This window comes from Heliomicrobium undosum, assembly GCF_009877425.1.
Taxonomy (GTDB): Bacteria; Bacillota; Desulfitobacteriia; order Heliobacteriales; family Heliobacteriaceae; genus Heliomicrobium; species Heliomicrobium undosum.
In genome coordinates, this window is record NZ_WXEY01000002.1 from 216,283 (window position 1) to 241,320 (window position 25,038).

At 59.4% G+C, this 25,038-nt stretch carries 21 protein-coding genes, 1 riboswitch and 1 other annotated feature; of the genes, 3 read left to right on the forward strand and 18 right to left on the reverse strand.

Annotation, left to right across the window (positions count from 1 at the left end; genetic code table 11):
• Positions 1-190 precede the first annotated feature (190 nt).
• Positions 191-2,368 carry a PBP1A family penicillin-binding protein gene (locus tag GTO91_RS03195; protein WP_161254724.1) on the forward strand — a complete coding sequence of 726 codons (2,178 nt, stop codon included), beginning with the start codon at positions 191-193 and terminating at the stop codon, positions 2,366-2,368.
• A 98-nt stretch (positions 2,369-2,466) separates the two neighbouring features.
• On the opposite strand, the gene GTO91_RS03200 is transcribed toward GTO91_RS03195, so the two are convergent.
• The 6 genes from GTO91_RS03200 to GTO91_RS03225 form a co-directional block, all read right to left on the reverse strand.
• Positions 2,467-3,054 (reverse strand): ANTAR domain-containing response regulator, encoded by a 588-nt coding sequence (locus GTO91_RS03200; protein ID WP_161254727.1) that lies wholly within the window; start codon positions 3,052-3,054, stop codon positions 2,467-2,469.
• 221 nt (positions 3,055-3,275) lie between these two features.
• Entirely contained in the window at positions 3,276-4,268 is a 993-nt protein-coding gene (locus tag GTO91_RS03205; RefSeq protein WP_161254731.1) for an NGG1p interacting factor NIF3, read from the reverse strand.
• Positions 4,269-4,272: 4 nt separating this feature from the next.
• Positions 4,273-4,995, reverse strand: a complete 723-nt coding sequence (pduL, locus tag GTO91_RS03210) for a phosphate propanoyltransferase (protein ID WP_161254734.1) — start codon at positions 4,993-4,995, stop codon at positions 4,273-4,275.
• A 175-nt stretch (positions 4,996-5,170) separates the two neighbouring features.
• Positions 5,171-6,685 (reverse strand): germination protein YpeB, encoded by a 1,515-nt coding sequence (ypeB, locus tag GTO91_RS03215; RefSeq protein ID WP_161254739.1) that lies wholly within the window; start codon positions 6,683-6,685, stop codon positions 5,171-5,173.
• Between the two features lie 48 nt (positions 6,686-6,733).
• Positions 6,734-7,279 carry a cell wall hydrolase gene (locus GTO91_RS03220; protein ID WP_328793716.1) on the reverse strand — a complete coding sequence of 182 codons (546 nt, stop codon included), beginning with the start codon at positions 7,277-7,279 and terminating at the stop codon, positions 6,734-6,736.
• A gap of 161 nt (positions 7,280-7,440) precedes the next feature.
• Positions 7,441-9,162 carry a sigma 54-interacting transcriptional regulator gene (locus GTO91_RS03225; protein WP_161254742.1) on the reverse strand — a complete coding sequence of 574 codons (1,722 nt, stop codon included), beginning with the start codon at positions 9,160-9,162 and terminating at the stop codon, positions 7,441-7,443.
• Between the two features lie 202 nt (positions 9,163-9,364).
• A riboswitch (cyclic di-AMP (ydaO/yuaA leader) is annotated at positions 9,365-9,529 on the forward strand.
• On the opposite strand from GTO91_RS03225, the gene GTO91_RS03230 reads away from it, so the two are divergent.
• Positions 9,526-10,305 carry a cell wall hydrolase gene (locus tag GTO91_RS03230; protein ID WP_207708962.1) on the forward strand — a complete coding sequence of 260 codons (780 nt, stop codon included), beginning with the start codon at positions 9,526-9,528 and terminating at the stop codon, positions 10,303-10,305. It overlaps the preceding riboswitch by 4 nt.
• Before the next feature lie 87 nt (positions 10,306-10,392).
• Here the strand turns inward: GTO91_RS03230 and bshC are convergent, their stop codons facing one another.
• The 9 genes from bshC to GTO91_RS03275 form a co-directional block, all read right to left on the reverse strand.
• Entirely contained in the window at positions 10,393-12,051 is a 1,659-nt protein-coding gene (gene bshC, locus GTO91_RS03235; protein ID WP_161254746.1) for a bacillithiol biosynthesis cysteine-adding enzyme BshC, read from the reverse strand.
• 16 nt (positions 12,052-12,067) lie between these two features.
• Positions 12,068-13,093 (reverse strand): selenide, water dikinase SelD, encoded by a 1,026-nt coding sequence (gene selD, locus GTO91_RS03240; protein WP_407929514.1) that lies wholly within the window; start codon positions 13,091-13,093, stop codon positions 12,068-12,070.
• Between the two features lie 102 nt (positions 13,094-13,195).
• A complete protein-coding gene (gene selA / locus GTO91_RS03245; protein ID WP_161254751.1) occupies positions 13,196-14,749 on the reverse strand; it encodes an L-seryl-tRNA(Sec) selenium transferase in 1,554 nt (517 codons plus the stop codon).
• A gap of 15 nt (positions 14,750-14,764) precedes the next feature.
• Positions 14,765-14,992 carry a FeoA family protein gene (locus GTO91_RS03250; RefSeq protein WP_161254754.1) on the reverse strand — a complete coding sequence of 76 codons (228 nt, stop codon included), beginning with the start codon at positions 14,990-14,992 and terminating at the stop codon, positions 14,765-14,767.
• Between the two features lie 121 nt (positions 14,993-15,113).
• Positions 15,114-15,296, reverse strand: coding sequence for a DUF362 domain-containing protein (locus GTO91_RS03255; protein WP_161254757.1), 183 nt, complete (start codon positions 15,294-15,296; stop codon positions 15,114-15,116).
• A gap of 60 nt (positions 15,297-15,356) precedes the next feature.
• Entirely contained in the window at positions 15,357-17,015 is a 1,659-nt protein-coding gene (locus GTO91_RS03260; RefSeq protein ID WP_161254760.1) for an MBL fold metallo-hydrolase RNA specificity domain-containing protein, read from the reverse strand.
• A 14-nt stretch (positions 17,016-17,029) separates the two neighbouring features.
• Positions 17,030-18,214 carry an aminotransferase class I/II-fold pyridoxal phosphate-dependent enzyme gene (locus GTO91_RS03265; protein WP_161254763.1) on the reverse strand — a complete coding sequence of 395 codons (1,185 nt, stop codon included), beginning with the start codon at positions 18,212-18,214 and terminating at the stop codon, positions 17,030-17,032.
• Positions 18,214-18,708, reverse strand: a complete 495-nt coding sequence (locus tag GTO91_RS03270) for an Lrp/AsnC family transcriptional regulator (RefSeq protein WP_161254766.1) — start codon at positions 18,706-18,708, stop codon at positions 18,214-18,216. The genes GTO91_RS03265 and GTO91_RS03270 overlap by 1 nt, the downstream gene beginning before the upstream one ends.
• A 48-nt stretch (positions 18,709-18,756) precedes the next feature.
• Positions 18,757-18,998, reverse strand: a binding site (T-box leader).
• A 60-nt stretch (positions 18,999-19,058) separates the two neighbouring features.
• Positions 19,059-19,883, reverse strand: coding sequence for a hypothetical protein (locus GTO91_RS03275; RefSeq protein WP_161254770.1), 825 nt, complete (start codon positions 19,881-19,883; stop codon positions 19,059-19,061).
• A 141-nt stretch (positions 19,884-20,024) separates the two neighbouring features.
• On the opposite strand from GTO91_RS03275, the gene GTO91_RS03280 reads away from it, so the two are divergent.
• On the forward strand, positions 20,025-20,234 hold the full coding sequence (locus GTO91_RS03280; RefSeq protein WP_161254773.1) for a hypothetical protein: 210 nt from the start codon (positions 20,025-20,027) through the stop codon (positions 20,232-20,234).
• Positions 20,235-20,343: 109 nt separating this feature from the next.
• Here the strand turns inward: GTO91_RS03280 and GTO91_RS03285 are convergent, their stop codons facing one another.
• From GTO91_RS03285 to GTO91_RS03295, 3 genes are all read right to left on the reverse strand, one after another.
• Positions 20,344-22,743 carry a homocysteine S-methyltransferase family protein gene (locus GTO91_RS03285; protein ID WP_161254776.1) on the reverse strand — a complete coding sequence of 800 codons (2,400 nt, stop codon included), beginning with the start codon at positions 22,741-22,743 and terminating at the stop codon, positions 20,344-20,346.
• A gap of 4 nt (positions 22,744-22,747) precedes the next feature.
• Positions 22,748-23,455, reverse strand: a complete 708-nt coding sequence (locus GTO91_RS03290) for a methionine synthase (RefSeq protein WP_161254779.1) — start codon at positions 23,453-23,455, stop codon at positions 22,748-22,750.
• Between the two features lie 236 nt (positions 23,456-23,691).
• A complete protein-coding gene (locus tag GTO91_RS03295) occupies positions 23,692-24,912 on the reverse strand; it encodes an alkaline phosphatase family protein (RefSeq protein ID WP_161254784.1) in 1,221 nt (406 codons plus the stop codon).
• Between the last annotated feature and the right edge of the window lie 126 nt (positions 24,913-25,038).

Genomic DNA, 25,038 nt, shown 5'->3' on the forward strand with positions numbered 1-25,038 from the left:
CCAGTTATTACAACGCTGCTGGCCCACGATTAAAAGTGGTCAGCCACCGAAGCCTGTCCTCTCACTTCCCTGTCACATCTTATGCCTTATATCTTGTGCGCATGAAAAAAACACACATTTTTCTGCCCCGTATTTTCTTTGTGTCCTCCTCGATTGTATACTTTTCATTAGATCAGAAGGAGGGATATTCGTGGCCGATTCAAAGCAACCCTCTATCTGGCGGCGTCTTCTCATGGCCTTCGCCATTGCCCTCCTGACGGTTTCGCTCGGCCTGGGTGCTGCAGCCGGGTATCTGGCTTACCGCTTTTTTACAGAAGTGCCCCCCTTTTCGGTAGATGATTTTGCGGCGCCACAAACATCCTTCCTGCTGGACGTAAACGGCCTCCTGATTGCCGAATTGCATGGCCCTCAGCACCGGATTCCGGTCCCGCTCGAACAGATTCCCCTGCGTCTGCGGCAGGCAGTCCTGGCCACAGAGGATGTGCGTTTTTATGACCATCCCGGCGTTGATCTCCAAGGAATTCTACGGGCGGTAAAAGCGAATTATAACGCCGGTTCCATCCAGGAAGGCGGTTCGACGATCACCCAGCAGTTGATCAAGAACGTCTACCTGAGCCCGGAAAAGACGCTGGAGCGGAAACTGAAAGAGGTTCATCTCGCCTATCACCTCGAACGGCAGGTCGGCAAAGACCGAGTCCTGGAACTGTATTTGAACCGGATTTATTTCGGCGAGGGCGCTTACGGCGTAGAGGCAGCAGCGAGGACCTATTTCGGCAAGACGTTAAAAGAACTGACCTTGTCTGAGTCCGCTCTGCTCGCCGGTCTCCCGAAAAACCCAGGCGCCTACTCCCCTACTGTTTCGCTGGAAGCGTCCCAGGAGCGACGGAACACCGTCATCAATCAGATGGCCCGCCACGGTTTGATCACACCGGAGCAGGCCCAGCGGGCCCGGCTCGAACCTATCCGTCTCATTCCGCAACCGACCACACGGGATGTGCATTATCCCTATCCCTTTTTTGTGGACGAGGTGCTCCGGGAAGCTGTCCAGGTTCACGGCATCTCGGAAGACCGGCTGTTTGGCGGAGGCCTTCGTATCCAGACGACCCTTGACCCCCGGGTGCAACAACTGGCGGAGGACCTCTTCACCAACGCTGATTTTTTCCCGGCTGGCAACGATGACCGGCTCATTGAAGGTGCCTTGGCGAGTGTCGACCCCCTTTCCGGACATGTGAAGGCGCTCATGGGCGGACGGACCTACGCGGCCAGGCGGGGTTTTAACCGGGCCACGATGATGCAACGTTCGCCGGGATCGGCCATCAAGCCGCTAGGTGTCTACGCGCCGGCGCTGGAGCAGGGGTGGACGCCCGATTCCCTGTTGCCAGACGAGGACATGGGTTTCAATGGGTACCGACCGGCGAACTATGATGGCGCTTTCCGTGGCCGGGTGACGATGCGCCAGGCGGTCGCTCAATCGATCAACGTGCCCGCCGTCTGGCTGCTCAACCAAATCGGGACGCGCCGTTCCATCGAGACGTTGCGCGCCCTCGGTCTCCCCGTCTCGGAGAACGATGCCCACCTGTCCCTCGCTCTTGGCGGGATGGAACGGGGCGTCTCCCCCTTGGATATGGCCCGCGCCTACAGCGCCCTGGCCAACAACGGCGTCTTTGTTCCGAGCCGGACGATCATACAGATCTATGATGCGCAGGGCAATCCTCTCGTCAAACCGGCGGCTCAGAGGGTGGTCTTTCAACCGTCTACTGCGAGAGCGATGACAAATCTGCTCCAGGATGCAATCCGTTACGGCACGGGTCAGGAAGCGCGTTTAAGCCGCCCTGTGGCCGGCAAGACGGGCACGGCGGAACTCCCGCCTGTTCATGCCTTTGAGGGCGTCAAGGGCAACCGGGACGCCTGGTTTGTTGGCTATTCGCCGGAGCTGGTGACGGCTGTCTGGATGGGCTATGACATAACCGACCGCGAGCATTACATGAACCGGATTTATGGCGGAAGCTACCCTGCTCGCTTGTTTCGAGCTTTTATGGAAGGAGCGCTGGAGGGCGCGCCGCCAAGAGAATCGGAACTCTTTTCTCCAGAGCCGACCGCGTTGAGAAACCGGACGCCAGAACCTACGCCAGACCTAGCGCCAGAGTCTGCGCCGCAGCCAACACCAGAGCCGGCACTGGAGCCAACGCCACAGCCATCTCCTGAACTGGCGCCAGAGCAAGGGCAGTCGGCGCCTGGACCTAACCTGGATCGGAATCCTGTAGTCGAATCGGCGCTTCCCTCCCCGGGATCGGAGACAAAAGAACCAATGCCGGCGCAAGACGATGGGACAACGGGTTTGAAGCCGGCGGCGACGGACCCGAATTAAAGAACAGGCTTACTATCCGAAACGAATGAAAAAACCGGCCGGGCTTTTATCGAAGCTCAGGCCGGTTTTTTCATACATTCATGACATCCCAGGAATCTTTACGCCCCTTCATCATGGGAGTAACCTTTGAGAATCCGTGAGGCGGCCTCCTTGCTCGAAATGCGGTGGTTCATCGCATAGCGCTGAAGGATGCGATGGGCCTCATCCTCGTTGACGTGCAACTTTTCCATGAGCCGCCGTTTGGCTTGGTTGATCAGTTTCCGTTTTTCCAAGGCTTCCTTGAGTTCATGGACTTCTCTCGTGAGGCGCGCTTCCCGCATATAATGGGTATGGGCGGTGACAACGGCCGCCAGCAGCGCTTCTTCGCGGATGGGGCGGATCAGCGGCTCAAATAGCCAGGTCTCGAGCGCTCTTTGCACAGTTCCTAACTGGTTGTAGGGGGTGAGCAAGACGACGGCGCCCAACTGCTCCTCCTGGCACAACTTGGCCAGTTCCAATCCGTCCAGTGCGGGCAGTTGCATTTCAATAATGACAAGATCAGGCAACAACTTGTGCAGCGACCGCAAAGCCGTCATCCCATCGACGGCCTCGCCGATGATGACGTATCCATGCCGGCTAAGGGAATCCTTTACCTTATCGCGAAGAGGACCGGCCGGCATCGCCAAAAAAATGCGTAACCCGTTCAACGGCGTTCCCTCCCCGGCAAAAATAAAAAGACGTATCGACCGAATGCGTTAATTGTCATTCGGAGGAAACGCCGTCGTCTCAAAAGGACACCATTGTCCCTACAGTAGGAGTATAACTTGCGATAGTTTTTTCGGCAAGATCTTTCTTTTGTTGGCGATTACCGACTGGATGGCTTTAAAGTCATTTGATATAACTTGGCATGCTGGATATTATTAGAAGTTTACGTGCTTTCGCGTTGATACCGCAACAATCCTGCGCAGGACAGCACCTCCATGCCTTGTTGTTCCAAACCATCCAGCAAAAGGTTCATGCCCAGAGAGTCGCAGGCCATGTGTCCGGCGATGACGACGCGCAGTTTGGCCTCTGCCGCCTTTTTGCGCTGCGGCTCAGGCAAGTGCATGCAAACCATTGTCCCGACGCCCGCCTTAACCAGTGCCTCAATAGACTGTTCAGGACCTGATGTTCCGCCGTTCATCTTGATAAAAATCTTTCCTGCCCGGTCATCGCTCTTGCCGGCGATCACCTGCGGCGTTACGCCGTGACCGGCGGCCAGTTGAAATTCCGGGAGGTCGAGGAGGGCATCGACAATATCCCGGACAGTCCGCGTCTTTTCCGGTCCGATCCGTTCCGCTGTCAGGTACTGGCTGAGGTATCTTTGCACCTTGTTGTCAGCCGGCGAATGGACACAGAGAAAAGGAACATCGAGGAGACGGGCCAAGTCGACCACCTTCTGATGGTTCGACGGTAAAAGCGATCGGCGCACCTCTTCGATCCGCTCTGTCATGAGGGCTTCCGCCACGTTGATCGGGATGCCTGCGGCGGCCAGGAGGTCTTCCTGAACCTTCATGACCTGATGCAGTTGGACAAGGGCGCGTCCTGCCGGATGGTGAGCGATGACTAGATCGACGGGCTTGCCCTGTTCTCGCCAGCGGTCAGCTAAAAGCAATTCCGCTCCGTCGATGTCGATGCCGGCGAGAACCCTGCGCACTTCCCTATCCGCCTCGCCGTAGAGGATACGTGTGTCGCCATAGGGGTTATCCCATTGACCGTCATCGGCAAGGCGGACGGCCTTCTCCTTGCTGCCAGTGACGGCTTTTTTCCGGGCCGCCAGCAGTGCTTCCACCTCCTCGCGGGAACGGGGATCGGCGGCAACACCCTCTTCCACGAGCCAATGATAGAGTTCTCCCAGACGCACAGCCATCGTTCCTTTCATGCAACTATCCTTTGCGCAACAATGCCAGCATGTCCTCCATCTCCGCCACCTTGCGCCGCTCCTCGGCGACAATGTCGGCGATGCAGGCCTCGACCTGTTTCAACTGACGCTCATCGAACATGGCGATCAACTGTTCGAGACGGATCTTTTTATCGTTGATGCGCAGGAGATTGACCTTTTCGTCATTGGAGAGCGAAGCCGTGTTCGCCTCATCGGTGTCGATATGCAGTTCCGTGTGGGTGTGTTCCCGGGCAACCCGGACAACGACATGGTCGAAGACGAGGCTGCGCGGTCCGGGAACGATCACCATGGCATAGTCCTTGTGACTGAAACCGAGTTCATCGGCGTCCTTTTCAGTCATGTGGATGTGGCGCATGGCGACGATCAAGCCCTCGGGCAATTCAACCTGGCCCTTCGGTCCGGTGATGGTGACAGGGGCGCTTCCTTCCAGGTCGCCGGAGAGGCGGATCGGAGGGGTTGCGCCGAGGGTGACGGCGTCTGTACGCGTTACCTCTACCTGTGTTCGGGCGCGGGTCGGTCCGATGATGGCCACGTTGTGGATGACCCCGCGGGCTCCCCGGATGCTGACCCGCTCTTCACAGACATACTGCGTCGGTATGGACAAGCGGCGTTTCGGGGTCAGGTGGTAGCCCTGGCCAAAGAGGATCTCCAGGTGTTCATCGCTGAGGTGAAGGTGCCTGGCGGAAACACCGACGGCAATGTGCATGGGGAACCTCCTCCCGCTGGTTTTCCATTACATCCTTTATACCATACGTTCCAGGGGAGGGTAAATGACCCAATAGAAAGGAACTGCAGGCAGAGGATGGTCTGCCTGCATCAGCGAAGACACGCGAATTTTTTACTGGTCCCCTTTTGTTAGGAGGGTTGGGATGGAAGACGGTTTAGAAGACGAAAGTGCCCGCGTTCGTCTCGATCACCCGGAAGATCCGCTCTTCCCGGCCTGTCTGGGTGTTGATATAAACGAGATAGGTCATGTTATCCCGGGCGGCCTTGAACTCCCAGCAGAGGATCTCCTGATAATTGTCCTTGGCCAGCAACACCAGTTTGTCGCCTGTGACGGCCACATCGGAAGCGACGCGCTTGCGGGCGTCTTCTCGGCTGATCTTGGCTGCCGGCAGGTTGCGGTTGGTATGGAAGGTCAGATAGGCAGTGGCGTCATAGCCAAGGACCTCTTTGTCATCCATGGCGACGCGGACCTTGATCTTGTCCGGGTAGAGGCTGACATTGCCGTCTCTCGGAACCAGGGTGACCACGGCGAGGCTCTGGTACTCTTCGACCGCTGTCGCCTCAAAGTTGTTTAGGCCGCGGCGGCTCAGGTAGTCACGGGCGACGGCGGCGGCTTCGTCGCGGCTGATCACCGGTGTGCCGACAGGGCGTTCTTTCAGCATCCAGATCACATGGCCGCCTGTTTTGGAGATCTCCATGGCGATTTTGTTTTCATTGGGGGCGTCGTTGGGATAGACGCCGATCCCATAGGCAGGAATGGCGGCCTTTCCTTCCCCGGTTACCCGCACCTGGTGACCGGCGAGGGGTCCTTGACCGACCCAGGACTGGGCGATGGAGATGGCCTGCTCCTGCGTGATCTGACCCGACCCGAGCCCGCGCGGGGTAACCTGGATCTGCTCGGAATGTCTGCCGTCGTACTCGACAGGCGAATACTTTTGTAGTTCATTTTCGACGAACTGGAAGTTGGCCAGGATGGGTGGCGCCTGTGTCTCAGGCCCCTGACCGGCCACGGCGAAGACGACACGCTGCCAGAACTGCCCCAAGGCCGTCTGTTGTTTTGAACCCTGTTGCTCCTGCTGCCGCGCCTGTTTCTCCAGGGCGACCCAGGTGACCTGGCGCGCGTTCAATTGTTCGCCCATCTTGCCCAACTCATCGCGCAAGAAGGTGGTCTGGCGATGCAGATCGCCGAGGGTTTTCTTTTCAGCAGCGGTGAGGGCTACGTTTCCATCGACTTTGCGTTCGGCCAGGGTGGTGGAAAAATCGTCGACCGTGTTGACGAAGCGGTTGGTCCGGCTCAACAGGAGTGTCGCCAGGGGGAGTTGCCCCATGTTGGCCGACGCCTCACTGGCTTGGCGTGACACCTGCTGGAGCCCCATAACGGCCTGATTGGGCGAGTTGCTGGCCATCAGGCGAGACATCTCCAACTCCATGTTCTCCACGTTGCTTGACAGGTCGGCAAAGGCGCGCTGGTACCGGTTTTCTACGGCCATCTGATACGCCTGGTTCTGCACGTACTGTTGATAGCCAAGGTAGCCGAAGAGCGCTGTTGTGACCCCCAGCAGGCCGGCGACGACACTGAGCGTGTTTTTGACCTTGCGCAGGTGGCTCGTCTCTTCGACGAGACGGTGATCATCGACAAGGGTTTCATCGCGATCCCGGATTTCGCTCACAGGCGCACATCCTTTCTAGTAACGTCGTAGGGACATCGTTTTAACGGATCACTTGGCGAAGTAGTGTTTGCCGATCTGCTTGACGACGGGACGGCTCCAGATCCACCGGCTCGTCGCGGTCGCCGGGTTCCAGTAGTAGATGCATCCGCCGGTGGGATCCCAGCCGGCCAGGGCGTCGCGCGCCGCCTTGTTGGCCGAATCGGTCGGATTTAAGGGCGTCCAGATCTGACCGTCATCGACAGCCGTAAAGGCGCCCGGTTGAAAGATGACGCCGTGGACCGAATTGGGGAAGGATGCGTGCTTGGCTCGGTTGATAATGACGGCGCCGACGGCGACCTGACCTTCATAAGGTTCGCCCCGGGCTTCGCCGTGGATTGCCCGAGCCAGCATCGTCTCATCTCCCCGTTTTGGATACCCCCGTCCTGTTTCCGCTTCAGCGGCAGGCAGATTCCAGACTGCTTTGGCGTCACCGCCTGCTTTCCAGGCAGAGAAGCCGCATGGGGCGCCCGACAGCGGGTGGTTCACGCCCTGCCAGCCGGCGAGCGCGAAAGCTGCCGTTAGCAGGATGGCGAAAAAAGCATTGCAATAGCGCACTGTTCTCCCCTCCTATTACACCTGTCTGCCCTATTTTTTGGCTCACCGGAGTTCCCTATGCACGAAACGCAAAAAACCCCGAACCAGAAGGTTCAGGGTATCTATAATCTGGGCCGTTCGCTCTGCACAGTGACCGACATTGTGGCGGCGATGATCGAGGATCACTCTTCGATATGGTACTTGGCCAACTTCTGGTAGAGACCGGCCCGGGAAATCCCGAGCAAATGGGCCGCCTGCACCTTGTTGCCGTTGGCGGCCTGCATGGCCTGCAGGATCGCCGTTTTTTCCGTCTGTTCCAGGAGGGCTTGCAGGCTCTGCGACTGGGGCGCTGTCTTGTCTGTATGGTTGTATTTCTGCAGGTGCATGGGCAGGTGGCCTACATCGATCGTGTCGCCTTTGACCAGGTCGTAGGTCCGCTCGATCATCGAGTGCAGTTCCCTCACATTCCCTGGCCAGTGGTATTTGATCAGGACCTGCATAGCTTCCCGTGTCACGTTCTGGACGGAAAAGCCGAATTGGCGGTTGAAATTCTGGATAAAGACGGAGACAAGTTCAGGGATGTCCTCCTTGCGATCACGCAACGGCGGGATGAAGAGGCTGATCACGTTCAACCGGTTGTAGAGATCCTCCCGGAAGAGGTCTTTGCGGACCATCTCCTCAAGATGGCGGTTCGTTGAGACAATCAGCCGGACATCGGCGGTCACCGGGCCGTCGGGGCTGTCAACGAGGGGCAATTGCCCTTGCAGCAGCCGGATCAGCCGGGTTTGCGCAGGCAGGGGCATGTCGCCGATATCGGTGATGTGCAGCGTCCCCCGGTGGGCGAGGGCAAACTTGCCTGACGATGATGTCCCCGGCGCGTCGACAGCGCCGCCGAATAGTTCGATCTCGAGGGCTTCCGGTCCGATGCCGCTGCAACTGATCTGGATGAAGGGGCCCTCTTTTCGTTCCGACTCGATGTGGATGGCATGGGCCAGCAGTTGTTTGCCTGTGCCGCTCTCTCCCCGGAGCAGGACGATCGAATCGGTGCGGGCCACCCGCCGGGCCGTATCCTTGATCATCCGGATGGCGTAGCTGGCGCCGGCGACGGCGTCAAAGCTGTAGCGGGCGCCCCGGTACTTTTGCAGTTCCACCTTGTAGTAATGGAGTTCCTTTTGCAGGGAATTGATCTTCGAAGCCAGCGCATTCAGTTCGTTTACGTTTTTGAACATGATCTTGCCGACAGCCCCGACGACCTGGCCGTCTTTGACAATGGGGATGCGCATGGCGATGTAGTCATGGCCGCCGGTGCGCTGTAAATCCCCTACTTCGGCTTGTCCTGTCTGCAAAACGATATGCATGCGCGTCCCCTCGACCATGTCGGCCACATGGCGGCCCAGCAGATCGGACTCGCGAAAACCGAGGAAGTTGCAGTAGGCTTGATTGACCATGGTGATGATGCCCTCGGCGTTGACGACGATGATCCCGTCATAGGCGGCCTCCAGGATCGTCTCCAAGGTGCCCTTCAATTCCTTGACCCGGTTGAGTTCCTCCACAACGGACTCCAACTCGGTCACATCCTGAAAGATCGCCACGGCGCCGACGAGGCGCTGTTTGCGCAGGATGGGGGTCAGGTTGACGAAAAAGATCCGGTCCTGGTAATTAAGGCGCAGGCCAGTCAGGGGTTGGCCCGTTTGAATCGTCTCCCGGAGACGGCACTTGGGGACGACAGCCTCGAAGGGCATTCCGATGACGTCGCGGGCCTCTTTGCCAAAGGCGCGGGAGGCGGCCTTGTTGAAGACGCGCACCAGCCCCTCATGGTCAGTGGCGATGATGGGGTTGTGGGAAGCGTTGATGATGGCCACCCAATTGAATAGTTGGGTGACAATCTCATCCCGTTGTTGCACAAGGCACACCTCCTTTTCGCATTTTTCTGACATTTCTACATATTGGACGGTTTTCCTGCTCAAATGCCATATTCTTTGGACAGATCGTCAACATGGCTCTTACAGAGGCGTCGTACCTGGCAAACTGTCCAGGCCCTGCCGCTTCAGGAAAAATGATCGTCATGACAGTGCCTGTCCAGGCCGGTATAATTGCGGAGAACCAAAAAATAAAACGCCGAATCCCCAACCGGGGTACGGAGGAACCGCGGCCCTCACCGGGTCGTTCCGCAGCCGATTTCCGGCTGCGAGGGGTGAATCTTCTTCGGAAGAAGGCCAACCTTTCTGGCCTAACCCGTCAGCTAACTCCGAAGGCGCATGGAAAGGATGATCGTTTTCATGGTCTTCCGTCGTTCTTGGCTGCGCGCCGGGATGCTGTCGGCAGCTTTTACCCTCCTGCTCTGGGGAGGCGCCGCTGTAACACCGGCCCATGCCTGGCAGTACACGACCCAACCGGGGGACACCTTTTATTCACTGGGCCAGCGCTTCGGTCTTCCCTGGACGCTGATCCAGGGCGCCAACAAGGTGGAACCCAGCAACCTCTCGACCGGCAAAGTGCTGAACATTCCCGATGTCTTCACCTACACCGTCAAATCAGGCGACAGCCTTTTTCTCATCGCCAACCGCTTCAGTTCCGCCGATTGGGCGATTAAGGAACTGAACGGGATGACCGCCAACGATATTTATCCCGGTCAGGTCCTCAAGGTGCCTACGGGGATCGGCCGGCAAACGCAGACGGCAAGCAGCGGCGTCAGCCAGTCTGACGTGGACCTGTTGGCGCGGTTGATCGAGGCGGAGGCCTCCGGCGAGCCTTACGAAGGCAAAGTGGCCGTCGGCGCTGTGGTGCTCAACCGGACAAAAAGCGGAAAGTTCCCTTCCTCCATCTCCGGCGTTATCTATGATCCCTTGCAGTTCACGCCGGTGAGAAACGGCATGATCAACCGCCCTGCGAGCGCCCTCTCCCAAAAGGCGGCGCAGGACGCCCTGACTGGTTGGGATCCCTCCAAAGGCGCCCTCTTCTTCTTCAACCCCGGCAAGTCCTCTGATGGCTGGATGCGCCAGCGGGTGATCACCACTCAAATTGGCGGCCACCTCTTCGCCATGTAACCTCTTTTGCTTCGTCAAAGGGCATCAATCAAAACAATACGAAGGCCGTCCCGGAAGATTTTGCTCAACCGGGACGGCTTTTTCCATTCAGCACCGGATCAAGCAGTGGGAGTCGAGCCACTCGACGGGCGCTTCCAAGAGCGTTTCAATCAGAGAGGAACCGTATTTTAAAAGATAAGGGAAGATGTTGTAGACCCGTTCCTGTGGGGCGGTCGGCCAGAGGTGTAGTTCCAATTTGCGGAAGTGATTTCGCGTGTCCTGGCAGCGCTGGCGGTGCCGGTGTTCAACCTTCTGGCGCAAAAAGCGCGCTTGGGCGATGACGCGATCCAAATTCTCTTCGGCGAGTTTTTCCGTCTGCCGATCCCAACGGGCGATCCGTTCAACTGCCGGCAGGTAGGCCGACCGTACCCGCGATTCAAGTTCCTCGAAGAGCGCTTCGATGCCCAGTTCGTCCTGGGCTGCCAATTCTTCCTTCAACCGCCCTTCGAGTTCCGCCGGCACGTCGGCGAAGGAAAGGGCGTAGCGCTCAAGCAGTTTGTCGACAAAGCCCTCGATGATTGTAGCGCTAAGCCGGGGAACGATGGGCGGCATCTCCATGCCCATGGCGCTATAGACATCCCGGTAGGCGGCAAAGTAGGCGATCTCGCCGGGACCGGCCACATAGGCCGCCGTAGGCAGGAGGCGATCCTGGAGGAGCGGGCGCGTGACCACATTGGCTGAAAACAAGTCGGGCCGACGCCGCGCCAGATCGAGCAGTTCGTCGCGGCTGAAGGCGATTTCGGCGCCCCGGAGGCGGTAACCTCCGCCGTCATGAACGATGGCCAGCCGGCGGCCTTGATGAAAGTAAAAAAGGTTCGTCTCTTCCGGTCCCTTTTCGACCTGGGGCGTGTAGCCCAGTTCCCGGATCTGTTCGACGCCCCGGGATAGTCCTTCCCGTAGTGCCACTTCGTTTTCGAGAACACTGGCAAAGAAGGATGCGCATCCCGGCAGTTGCTTCAGGCCTGGGAGGAGCGGATCGAGGATGACGAGGCCGTAAGGACCCAACAGCCTGTGCAACAGGGCGGCGAAGTGCTCATGGGGCCCTGCGGGACTGGTCAGCAAACGATGCCAGGTTTCCTCCCATGGCGGCCTATGTTCGCTTTGGGGCAAAAGGGATAAAAAACCTTCGAGGGTTGCCGCCAGGTCCTCCGGCAGGGTGCGGTGGCCCACGGCAAAGCGGTCCTCTTCTGGGCGGCTGGTCACGGTGACAGGGACGGCTTTTTCCCCCTGAAGAAGTTCGATATGAGAGATCTCCTCAAAATCATGGTCCTCTGAGGCGACCCAGAAGACTGGGACAACAGGCCGACCGGTTTTTTCCTCCAACCGCTTGGCTAGGTTGATACAGGTGACGGCTTTGTAGACCGTGTACAGGGGACCAGTAAATAAGCCCGCCTGCTGACCTGTCACCACAGCAAGGCTATCCGCTTCGGCCAGGCGGCGCGCCTGGTCGGCGGCCCGGTTGAAGGCTCCCTCCAATCCCGCCAGTTCTGCCAACCGGCGTTGATACGCTTCCAGAAGAGCCGATAGTTCCGAGCGGGGATAGGGGTTTGTTGTGGACGGGTCTGTTACGGCAATTCGGCTGGCCCGGAGCGCCAGAGCCTCTTCATCGGGGAAGGCATAGGGAAAAAGGGAGACCACATGGGCCTCCCTTTGGATATAGGCGCCTGCGAGCCCGGAAAAGATGGAACCGGTTCGTTCGAAAGACAAGGCTGACCCTTCTTTCCTATTCCGACAGAACAGTGATTGTGCCCGGCGCGTCGCCGGAGACGCTGCCGATGTTACGGGCGCCGGTCACACCGGCTTGATGAAGCGCCGCGATCGCCGCTTCCACCTCTTTTTCCGGCAGGGAGACGAGCAGGCCTCCGGAGGTGATGGCATCTGCCAGCAGGATACCCGTTTCTGGCGGCAAATCCGCCGCCAGACGAAGCTGCGGCGAAACAGTGGACAGGTTGCATTTGGAACCGCCGGGGACGTATCCGGCGATGGCGTAGTCGCGGGCTTCGGGGATGATGGGAACCTCGCCGGCGCGGATCAGGAGGCTGCATCGAGACGCCCGGGCCATCTCCAGGCCGTGGCCGAGGAGACCGAAGCCGGTGATATCGGTGCATCCGCCGACGGAAAAGTCGGAAAGAACCTCCGCCGCCGTTTTATTGAGGGTAGTCATCGCTTCGGTGGCCGCCGTTACGGCCTCCGGGGAGGCTTTGCCGTTTTTGATGGCCGTTGAGATGATGCCGATCCCCAGCGGCTTGGTCAGGATCAACCCGTCACCGGGCCGGGCGCCGCCGTTGGTCCAGACCCGGTCGGGATGGACGACGCCAGTGACGGCGAGACCGTACTTGGGCTCCTTGTCCTCAATGGAGTGGCCGCCGAGCAAGACGGCGCCGGCTTCGCGCACCTTGTCGGCGCCGCCGCGCAGGATCTCGCCGAGGACCTTCATGGGCAGCGATTTAGTGGGAAAGGCGACAAGATTGAGGGCCGTCACCGGCCGTCCGCCCATAGCGTACACGTCGGAGAGGGCGTTGGCGGCGGCGATTTGCCCGAAGAGATAGGGATCGTCGACGATCGGCGTAAAAAAGTCAACGGTCTGCACGAGCGCCAAATCCGGCGACAGCCGGTATACGCCGGCGTCATCGCTGTATTCCAAGCCGACGAGCAGGTTGGGGTCGTCTGGTTTTGGAGGTAAGTAGCCCAAGACCTGGGCTAGGTCCGCAGGACCGATTTTGGCTGCTCACCCAGCCTTGCTGGACATCGCCGTCAGGCGAATCGGATCCAAGGTCACGGCTATCCCTCCCTTCCTTCGTACTTTGCGAAAAGATACACCGTACATGATAAAAAAACAGCCGCCCTATTTTTAGAAAACAGCCGACACAAGACGGGGCAGCACGGTTGCCTGCGCCGCAGTGACCGTCCGCAGATCCAGCCAGAGTTCTTCCGACTGCACCCGCCCGAGGACGGGGATCTCGCCGCAGCGCAGGTCCTCCGCCAACTGTCGGGCGCTGGCTCGCGGCGAAACGACAACGGCCCAACTGGGGATCTGCAGCTCAGGCAAGGCGCCTCCGCCCACCTGGGCATAGCTTTTTTCCACGCGAACCAGGCTGTCTCCTGCCGGCATTCTCCCTTTTCGGTTGATCGCTTTCCCATTCGGTTGCACCATTGCCTGCGCAATGAACGAGACAGCCGTGGGGGTCGGAACGGGAGTCGCTGCGGGGGTTGTTGCCGGATCGGGTGCGAAGGCGGCTTCCAGGGCCGAGCGCAGCGATGCGGCAAGCATTTCCGCCTCTTCACGGATTTCCGCTTCATCACGATGCAGCGCCCGGAGGACGGGAATCTGTTCTCGGGCCGCTTCTGGTCGCAGGTAGAGATGAAGGGTCGCTTCCAGCGCGGCCAGGGTCAATTTGTCGACACGCAGCGCCCGTGTGAGCGGATGCTTGGCGATCCGGTCGATCCAGCAGCGCTTGCCGGCGATGATTCCCCCTTGAGGTCCGCCGAGGAGCTTGTCACCGCTGAAGGTGACGACATCTATGCCAGAGCGGACCACCTGGGAAACAGTGGGCTCGCCAAAAAAGCATCCGGAACCGTCACCATCCAGCAACGCCCCGCTGCCCAGATCTTCCACAACAGGGACGCCCCGCTCCTGCCCAAGACGGACTAGGTCCTCTCGCGCTGTCGATTCGGTAAAACCGATGATCCGGTAGTTGCTGGGGTGGACTTTCAACAGAAGCGCCGTCTGATCAGTAATGGCGCCTGCATAGTCGGAGATCCGGGTCTTGTTTGTCGTGCCCACCTCGACGAGCCGGGCGCCGCTTTGGAGCATCACGTCAGGGATGCGGAAAGAACCGCCGATCTCGATCATTTCGCCCCGCGAAAGGATGACCTCCCGGTCTCTGGCTAAGGCCGTAAGGACCAAGAGGACCGCAGCGGCGTTATTGTTGACGACAAGGGCCGCTTCGGCGCCGGTCAAGTGGCAGAGCAGGTCCCGCACATGGTCATAGCGCTCCCCCCGCTTGCCTGAGGCCAAATCGAGTTCCAGGTTCGAATAACCCGACGCGGCCCTTTGGATGGCGATCAAGGCCTCGTCGGCCAGGGGCGCGCGGCCGAGGTTCGTATGGAGAATCACGCCGGTGGCGTTGATCACTTGCTGGAGACGCGGTCGCTCCTGCGCCTCCAGCAAGGCCAGCGCCGCTCGACTGACGCGTTGCGGCGTGATATCGATCTGTTTGAGCGCTTCAAGTGATTTGACCCCCTGGATTTGTTGACGCAGATGATCGAGGGCGGTCTGAATGGCCGCTACCAGTCGCGCTTGTCCAATGGCATCCGATCTTTCCCGAAGTTCAGGCTGCGCCGCGACAAGATGGACGGCGGGGAGGCGCCGCAAATAGGCGAAGATTCCTGGTTCCTGGTTCATTGCATCCCTATCCTGTCAACTGACGAGTTCCACATCGATTCGCCTGGCCAGATCTCGCCCGATGGCAATTTCCTGTTTGTTTTTGCGGATGACGATGGGACCGGCGGGGATGATCTCCTGACAAACCACCTCAGCGCCCTCGGCGATGCCGAAGCGGATGGCTTGCGCACGGATCCTCTCGTCAGGAAGGGAACGGATGACGACCTGCTGGCCTCTTTTGACCCGGTCGAGGGAAAGTCGCATGGGATACAGCCCCCTGAATGCAAATGATTGTCAGTCCCATTGTACTCTCCCCTGATCGGCTTGGCAACAGGGTAAAAAACCTTCCCCGCACAGCGGCAGGGAAGGTTTTTGTACAGAACGTTTATTTTTGGTCCCCTTCCGGACGGGGAGCGCCAACGGGGCAGACATCGGCGCAGGCGCCGCAATCGATGCAATTGTCGGCATCAATGATGTACTTGTCAGGGCCTTCGCTGATGGCATTCGTCGGGCATTCGGGGGCGCAGGCGCCGCAGTTGACACAGTCGTCGTTGATGGTATGGGTCATTTAAGGCTCACCTCCATACCATAATTTGTCCAGAGGCGTTCCTTCCCTATACAACCGGTCTTACCCCGCCGCGCGACCACCGCCGGCGCCACCGAGCGGCCGTCCCAACATGGAGAGGATGACCTTCTCCAGTTCTTTGAAGTGTTCCAGCAGGCGGGCATATTCGTGGCGGTCCATTTCCTCTTCGACCAGTTCACGCAACAGCATGCGCAGTTGCAGATAGGCCCGCTCGGCGGCTTCTGGCGTCACCAGATCGCCGACAGAGGGCAGTACAGAGGTCGGAGTCACAGCCGCTGCTGCCGCCGGCGCCTCGGCTGGCTGTTCCGCCAGCAGGGGCACTTCCTCCAGCCAAGCGGGGATATGGGTCTTCCAACCCAACTGTTGCCGGATCAGACCGGAAAAATTTTTCATCGCCTCCGGCTCGCCGTGGGTGATAAAGAGGGTTTTCGGGGGCTTTTGAAAATGCGTTAGCCAGTTGATCAGGCCGCTCCGGTCGGCATGGCCGGAAAAGCCCGGCACATTGCGGATGTTGGCGCGGACGGTGATCTCCTCGCCATGAATGCGGACCTGCTTTTCCCCCTCCAGCAACCGCCGTCCCAGGGTGCCTTCCGCCTGGAAGCCGACAAAGAGCACCGTCGTCTCTTTGCGCCAGAGATTATGCTTGAGGTGGTGCTTGATCCGCCCCGCATCGGCCATCCCCGACCCAGCGATGATGATCGCCCGCCCTGGCAGACTGTTGAGAGCCATAGATTCCTCGGCCCGGCGGGAGTAGTGCAGGTTTGGCAGGGAAAAGACGCCGTTGTTGGCGGTGAAAAAGCCCTTGGCCTCGTCGTCGAAGTAGTACATATTTTTCATAAAGACTTCGGTGGCGGCGATAGCCAGGGGGCTGTCGATGTAGATGTCGATGTCTGGGACGAGCTTTTGCTGGAACAATTGGGCCAGTTCATAGAGTAGGTCCTGGGTGCGTTCGATGGCAAAGGATGGGATGAGCAGCTTGCCGCCCCGGTCATAGGTCTCCTGGATGACCTCCTGGAGCAGATCCAACCGGGACCGGCTCCGGTCGTGGTCGCGGTCGCCGTAGGTGGACTCGACGACGATGTAGTCGGCGTCGGTGATGGTCGTCGGCTCGTTGACGATGGGCAGGTTGGTGTTACCCAGGTCACCGGAAAAGACGATCTTGGCCTCCTTCCCCGCTTCGGTCACCCAGATCTCCAGGGAAGCCGAACCGAGGATATGGCCGGAATCTTGAAAACGCACCCGGATTTCCGGGGTCAACTGGATGGTCTCGCGGTAACCGGCAGGCCGGAAGTACTTCATCGTCTCGGCAGCGTCGCGGACGGTATAGATGGGCTGCAGCAATGCTTTTCCCGAACGGGAGGCTTTGCGGTTTTTCCGCTCCACCTCCATCTCTTGGATGTGGCCTGAATCGGGCAGCATGATGTTACAGAGGTCGATGGTCGGCGTGGTGGCCAGGATCTGGCCCTTAAAGCCCAGGCGGGCCAGTTTGGGCAGCAACCCTGAGTGGTCTGTATGGGCGTGGGTCAGGCAGACGAAGTCGATCTCAGCCGGGTTGAAGGGAAATTCGCCGTAGTTCCGCTCTTTTATCTCCTTGGGGCCCTGGTAGAGTCCGCAATCGACGAGGAGTTTGGTCTTCCCTGTGTCGATGAGGTAGCAGGAACCGGTGACCGTCTGGGCGGCTCCCAAAAAGCGGAGTTTCATCAGGCATCTTCCTTTCAGGACGCCTGCCGTTTCTTGCAGCGTTGGACAAAAGCCTCGATGCGGTCCAAGGCGGCCGTGAGATTGGCCATCGATGAGGCGTAGGAGACGCGAATAAACCCTTCCCCGCTGGCGCCGAAGGCGGTGCCGGGCACGACGGCCACCTTTTCCTCCGCCAGCAGTTGTTCGCAGAAATCATCGCTGGACAGACCGGTGGCGGTGATGCTGGGGAAGGCGTAGAAGGCGCCCCGCGGGTTGAAACAGGTCAACCCCATCTGGTTGAATCTCGCGACGACGAAACGGCGGCGCTGGTCGTATTGGTTGACCATGCGCGACTTTTCCAGATCCCCGTTGCGCAGCGCTTCGAGGGCGGCCATCTGGCCCATGATCGGCGCGCAGAGGATGGTATATTGGTGTATTTTCGTCATCTGGGCGACAAAATCCTTGTTCCCACAAACATATCCGATACGCCAACCCGTCATAGCGTGTGACTTGGACAGGCCGTTGATCAGCACGGTGCGATCGCGCATCCCGGGCAGGCCGGCAAAGCAGACGTGCTGGCCCTCATAGGTCAGTTCGGCGTAGATCTCGTCAGCCAGGACGATCAGGTCCCTCTCTTCAGCAAAGCGGGCGATGGCCTCCAGTTCCGGCCGGGTCATGATCGCGCCTGTCGGATTATTCGGATAACAGAGGATAAGCATCTTGGTGCGCGGCGACACCTTTTTCTCCAGTGCCTCAACGGTCAACTGGAAGTCGTCCTTCACATAGGTGGGGACAGCGACGGCCACGCCACCGGCCATGGTGACGGTTGGCGAGTAGGAGACATAGCTCGGCTCGGGGACGAGCACCTCATCGCCGGGGCAAAGCAGCGTCCGCATGGCCAGGTCGACGGCCTCGGAGGCGCCGACGGTGACCAGAACTTCCGAGAGGGGTTCATAATCGACCCCATAGGAACGCTGGATGAAGCGGGTAATTTCCTTCCGCAACTCCGGCGTGCCAAAGTTGGACGTGTACATGGTGTAACCCCGTTCGAGGGCGTAAAAACAGGATTCGCGCACATGCCAGGGGGTGACGAAGTCCGGTTCGCCCACACCAAGGGAGATAACGCCCTTCGTATTGGCCACCAGATCGAAAAAGCGGCGGATCCCCGAGGGCGGCAGTTCAAGGATTACCGGGTTGATGTAATCATTAAAGGGTTTCATCACGGACTCACCTGCAATCTGTTGTCTTCTGCTTTTTCGTCATAGATGACGCCGTCTTTCTTGTACCGCTTGAGGACGAAATGGGTCGCCGTCGACTGGACATGCTCCAAAACAGCCAATTTCTGGGCCACAAAAAGGGCTACTTCCTTCATCGTCCGCCCTTCAATCACGACAGAGAGGTCATAACCGCCGGACATGAGGAAGACGGACCGCACTTCCGGGTAGCGGTAGATGCGCTCAGCCACCTGGTCAAAGCCCAGATCCCGCTGGGGAACGACCTTCACGTCGATCATGGCGGTGACCGTGTCATCACCCAGTTTTTCCGGGTTGATCAGGGCCGGGTATTTGAGGATGAGGCGTTCATCTTCCATCTCGGCGATAGCGGCTTTTACGGCCTCCGCTTCCAGCCCCAACATGAGGGCGATCTGTTCGGGACTCCTCCGGCAGTCTTCCTGGAGGATGTCAAGGATTTGCTTTTTGGCCCCAGCTTCCATGGTACGTCACTCCTTTTTTCATTCGACAAAAAAAGGCCCTCGTCCACAAAAAGGGACGAAGGCCTGGCCTCGCGGTACCACCCTGGTTACCGGCAATAATACGCCGGTCCACTCAATTTCCCGATAACGGAGGAAGGCCGGCATCCCCTACCCCACCAGCATATTATGCCCGGCGGCTCAGGTTGCAGTTCAGGGGTGGCTTTCACCATTTCCGCCAGCCCGGCTTCCACCAACCCCGGTTCGCTGTCTGTGCGGATGAGACGGTTACTCTTCCCCATCATTACCATTAGAACTGTTATTCCAAATGTATTCGTATTTTACACCGTTCTGGCGACAGGGTCAAGAAAAAATCAGCGGATTCCCGTGCGCAGCAACGCCCGTTTCAACCGGCTGGGGCTGTGCATGTCTGTCGGTGGGATATAGGCCAATTTGAGGCCCAGTTGCCGGCAGACGAATTCAAGGCGGCTCGCCCGTTTCGGCTCGGGGGCGCAGCATACGGCAAGCCCCTTGGCGGGCACGTAGGCGGTGATGCCTGACAGGCCGGGCGGGCTGCCGGCGATCACCTCTATCTGTGGGTATATATCCTGCAAGGCGCGCATAACGATGATTTTACCAGATTCTTTTTCCTCCGGGTCTGTGGCTTTGGCGGCAGCCTTTGGCGACGCGGCGGCGCGCGGTTTCGATGGCGTTTGTCTTAGGGACGCGCCATCGGGCAAAGCTGCCAGGGCCGGGGCGGAGTAATCAACGGATGCGGCTTGCTCAGCTACTGCGCTGCAGAGCGCCGCGTAACTGGGCGTTGTGTCCTCTCCCGGCAACACCGGCGTCTCATCGCTCACGGCAACAGTCCCGCCGTTCCATTCTGTCTGCCGTCGAGCGATGCCGGCTTTCAGGTAGTCTTCGAGGGTGCGCTGGAATTCGCCGAAACTGCGCAAGACGGCCGGATGGGGAAGCTTTTGCTGCAGAAGCTGGCGCATGGTTGGTTCCACATATTCGCGCCTTCCCTCCACCAGCAATTCACAGAGCACCGCCAGTTGCGCCGTTAGCCGTGCGCCCTCCTCAAAGCGCTCCTCCCGGTAAGGGCCCACGAGCATGCTGACCTGGCTCGCTTCATCGATCAACTGGTCGAGCAAGCCGAGGATCTGTTGCTCCAATTTCCGCTGTTCCTGTATTTGCAAGACCGGTTCCTCCTCCCTGTCCAATCGGCCGTTCATATGTAAAATTTATGCAGGGGATATATAGTGTAGAACCGGTTCTACGACTGTCGACCGAGGCATACGATTATAGGGTATAGCTCGAAAGTGAAAGAGGTGGCCGTAATGCGAGAAGATCAAGTTCTGTACCGGATCGACAAGTATTTTCAAAACCGGAACATGTCCTTGGAAGATAAGCTCTTTTATGCGAAGTTGATTGCCACATTAGATCTGGAATCAGGTCATTACAACGCCGAGACGGAGAAACGGCGGTTGGAGCTTTTCTCCGCTCATGTCGATCGGTTGCGGGAAAAGCTGCGCAACCAGGCGGTGTGACCGGCATTACTTTTCAGTGAGAGAGTGAAAAATCAAACCGGGACGACAAAAAAACGATAAAATGCGCATTGAAAAGGGCTGACGTTCCACGTCAGCCCTCGCATTTTTCTCACTTTCGCCTTTTAAGCAGTTCTTCCGTCAATTTCACAGCCGAGACGGCATCCGGCGCATAGCCGTCAGCTCCAGCCGCCGCAGCGTATTCGGCGGTGACAACAGCGCCGCCTGCCATGGTCAGGCATTCGACCCCGCCCGCTTTGAGGGCGGCGATCGTGTGGTCGATCTCGGGCAGGGTCGTCGTCATCAAGGCGCAGAGGCCGACCACGTCGGCTTGTTGCGCCTGCGCCTCGGCGACAATCCGTTCAGCCGGCACGTCCTTGCCGAGGTCGATGACGGTGAAGCCGTTGTTCTCCAGCAGGGCCGCCACGATGTTTTTGCCCAGATCGTGAATGTCGCCTCGCACCGTCGCCAGGAGCACCCGCCCTTTGCTGACCATGTCCTGGCTGGGCAGTTCCGCCTTCAGGGTCTGAAAGGCGGCCCGCATCGTTTCAGCCGCCAGCATGACTTGAGGCAAGAAGCAACGCCCGCTGCCGTAGGCCTCGCCAATCTCGGTCATGGCGGATGTCAGCCCTCCCTCGGTGATGGCGATGGCCGTCAATCCTTCGGCCAATGCCTCACGGACGAGGGGGATTACGCTCTCTTTCTCCCCGGCTATGACAGATTTGCGGATGCGGGTGAGCACATCGCCTTCGGTCGCGGCGTTGCCCGCGACTTTCGCCGGTGAAGGCGCCGCCGCGGACTGGGCGTAACGGGTGCAGAAGCGCTGTCCCTGCTTGTCGTGGCCGAGCAATACTTGGGCGGCGTTCCAACAATCAGAGAGGGTTTCATCAAAGGGGTTCATGATTGGCGCGTCGAGGCCGGCGTCGAGGGCCAAGGCGCAGAAGGCGGCGTTGACGAGATTGCGGCGCGGCAGGCCGAAGGAGACATTGCTAAGGCCCATGACGGTCGGGAACCCGAAGGTTTTCCGGTAGCAGCGGAGCGTCTCCAGCGTTTCCTGAGCGGCGTTCGCGTCAGTGGCCACAGTCATGACGAGGGGATCAAGCAGAAGGTCCTGGCGCCGCAGACCGGCGGCCAGGGCGGCGTCGACGATCTGCTGGGCGATGGCCACGCGCTCCTGCGCCGTCTGGGGAACGCCGCCTGGCGCAATGGGCAGGCAGAGCACGGCGGCGCCGTATTTTTTGGCAAGCGGCAGGAATTCACGGAGCCGGTCCGGCTCGGCGCTCACCGAATTGATCAGAGCGCGGCCGGGATAGGCGCGGAGCCCCGCTTCCAAAGCGGCCCCATCGGTCGTATCAATGGCCAGGGGCGCATCGACGAGCAGGGACAGTTCCGTAATGGCTGTTTCCATCGCCTCGGCTTGGTTGATCCCGGGAACACCCATGTTCACATCGAGGATCCGGGCGCCGGCCCGGACCTGTTCGATGGCGTCCCGTTTCACCGTCAGCCAGCTTCCGCCTTTGATTTCGGCGGCCAGGGCCTTGCGGCCTGTAGGATTGATGCGCTCCCCGATGATCACCGGCGAAAAAGCCGGACCCAGAAAGACGGTGCGGCTGCGGCTCGTCAGCGCCGTCACCGGGACTTTTTCCGGACGGTCAGGGGCGGCGCCGCCGGGATAGGCGGCTTCCAGCGCAGCCTTGGCGGCGGCGATATGCTCCGGCGTGGTGCCGCAGCAACCGCCAAGATAAGTGGCGCCGGCGGCCGCCAGTTTGGGCGCCCAGGAAGCAAACTCTTCCGGGCTCATGGGAAAGACGGTGCACCCGTCGATCAGTTCAGGCATCCCGGCGTTGGGCTGGGCGCTGATGGGGAGGTTTGTGGCGCCGGCGATGGCTTCGATGACCGGCAGCAGTTGGGCCGGTCCCAGAGAGCAGTTGACGCCGATCACGTCAGCCCCCATGGCCTCCAACAGGTAGGCGGCTGTCGCCGGATCGGTGCCGGTGACGGTGCGCCCGTCAGCGCCAAAACTGAGTTGACAGATCACGGGGACCTTGGCCGCGGCTTTCGCCGCCAGCAGCGCGGCCCGCATCTCCTGGATGTCGATGATGGTCTCGATAAGGATATAATCTACGCCAGCCGCTGCGAGGGCGCTGATCTGTTCCGTATATACGTCCACAGCCACATCGAAGGGCAACTCGCCGAGCGGCGCGATCAGTTTTCCCGTCGGTCCCACAGAGCCGGCGACCTTGGTTTGCGGGCCGCAGGCGGCACGGGCGGCCCGGACGGCGGCATAACAGACGGCCTCGACCTGGTCGGCCATCCCGTAGTGGGCCAGTTTGAGCCGGGTGGCGCCGAAGGTGTTCGTTTCGATGATCTCGGCGCCCATCTCCACATAGCGCCGGTGGATGGCAGTCACCCGTTCCGGGTGTTCCAGGTTGAACCGTTCCGGGCAAGCGCCCGGCGGCAGACCTGCCGCTTGCAGCATGGTACCCATGGCGCCGTCAAAAAGCTTTATCATCCTATCACGATTCCTTTCTAGCGAGGCAGTCTTTCTTCGGGCAGGCGGCGCAACCTCTCTGACAGACGACACCGGTTCCCTTATCAGATGCAATCGACCCATTCCTGCGCGGAATCAAGCCGATGATGGCTGTGACTGATTTTTGCGGGTCGAGCATAAGTCCTTCCGTGACCGAGACGGGTAGTTTGCCGGCTTCCACGGCGGCAAGCAGGGCTGGCTGCACGGACAGCGGCCAATCCCCGTAGCCGGGACTGAAGCGCCAGGTGGCGCGGTATCCCCGGCGGGCGCCCTCTTCCTCTATGTAGCGATTCGCCTGATCGGCCACCGCCTCTACTGCGGCTGTGCCGGCAGCGTCGAGGAGCATCCCTTGGACATAGCGTCCGGCGGCAAAATGTTCCTCCACCGCCCGCTCAAGGGATTGGCCGATCGTTGCTGTCATGATGACGACCGATTCGGCGCCGGCGAGATGGGCGACAATATCCCGCCCTTCCAGGACGATGACGGGATCAGCGCCGATGGCGCTACGCTCCGGAACATAAGGAAGTGCTTTCCAGATCGCTTTTCCCTCGGCATAAAGAAGCCCCTCCTGACAGGCAGCGAGGAGCCGTTCTTCGGGAAATTGAGATTCCTCTCCAGACGTTCCGGCCATTCCGGCGTACCGGCGGGCCTCCTCCTTGTTGATAACGGTCAAGGGAAACCGGCAAAGGGACATCCGTCTCCCTCCAGCACTCCTATTCTGACTGCCATTATATCCTGCTTACATGCATTATGCAAAAAAAAATGGCGCTTGTGAGAAACAGTTCTAGTACAACCGTCGGCATCCGTTGATGCTGGATATCCGTAGAAAAAGCAAAAGGACGGGGATGCGCCCGCCCTATCTATGTGGCTTCACCTGTTTTGTTTTTTATATCATGGTTGGCGCTTTTCTACAAAGCGGGATAGCCGCCTCTAACTAAAGAGCAAGAATCGCTTGCGAAGCAGCCAGTACTCGACGATAAAGCCGATGATGGCGAGGACGATGATCGCGCCGATCAGGTAACGCAGCCAGGAGACCTTCTCTTCCAGAGCGGTGATCACCTGTTCCTTCTCTTCGGTAAACGTCTGCATCTGCCGTTTCTGTTCCTGCAGGTTCTCCACACGAGAGTCGATATTCATCTTGTCTTCGGCCAACTGGAAGGCGCTGCGCGACAATTCCAGGTTGCGCTGGCTGAGGTCTTTCACCCGCCTGTCATAAAGCCCTTCTTGGCTCACCTCGGCGCCGGGGAGCATGGCGTTCCATAAGACATCCCCCTCCGCTTGAGCCGGACGGCGGACTCCTGTCAATTGGGCCAAGGTGGTTGCCACGTCGACAGTGCCCGCAGGCGGCAGCGTGACGGCTGTTTTGAGCTTGGGGCCGCGCAGGAGCAGGGGCACCACGAGTTCCCGGTCGACCGATTTGTCGGTGCGATCGCTGCCGCGCGGGGCCAGCCCATGGTCAGCGGTGATGACGATCAGGGTGTCCTCATAGAGTCCGGCCTCTTTAATCGTGCGGATCCAGCGGGCGATCTGCTGATCGACCTCACTGATGGCGCGCAGGTGTCCCTGGCTGTAGGGGCCCTCTTTTTTTGACGCTCGCGCCGGATCGGAGAAGACCACCAGGGTGGCAAAGGGTTTATTGGCTTTCCACTGTTCAACGGCTTGGTCAGTGAGCGCTTTGGCGGCGCCGTCGCGAAGGAATACCTTTTGGCGAAAACCGGGCGCCAGCGGCTTCACATCTTCTTCTGCCGAGGCGACCAGCAAGGTTTGCTGCCCCTGGGCCTGCCAGACCTGAAAAATCGTCTCCGCCTGCAAGGGCTGGAGGGGTTTGAGCATGCCATGGCGAAGGGGCGTGGCGCCGGTGGCCAATGAGGCCAAAGCCGGCGGGTTGGCCGGTGGGTAGACGGCGACCGCCTGCTCTACTTTCACCGCTTCTTTGGACACATCATGAAAAGCTGGCGCATGAGTGTGAAGCAACGCGTCCATCCCCACACCAGACATGACCATGATGAGGACATGTTTGACCGGCCGCTGAGACTTGTCTTCCAGCGGGGGTGTTTCCGGGTCGGCCAAAGCAACGCCGGTATTCTGGAAGAACAGGAGCATGGACAACAACAGCACCATGTGACGCCACCGGTGGAACAGAGGCCTCATCGAACTCCCCCCTCACCCTTGTCCCGATTCTGCTGACATGTATATGGGCGTGGCGGCTGGACTATGAATGAAAAATGCCTGTCCGGAAGAAATCCTCCGGACAGGCATCGGTCGTCTCGGCAGCCT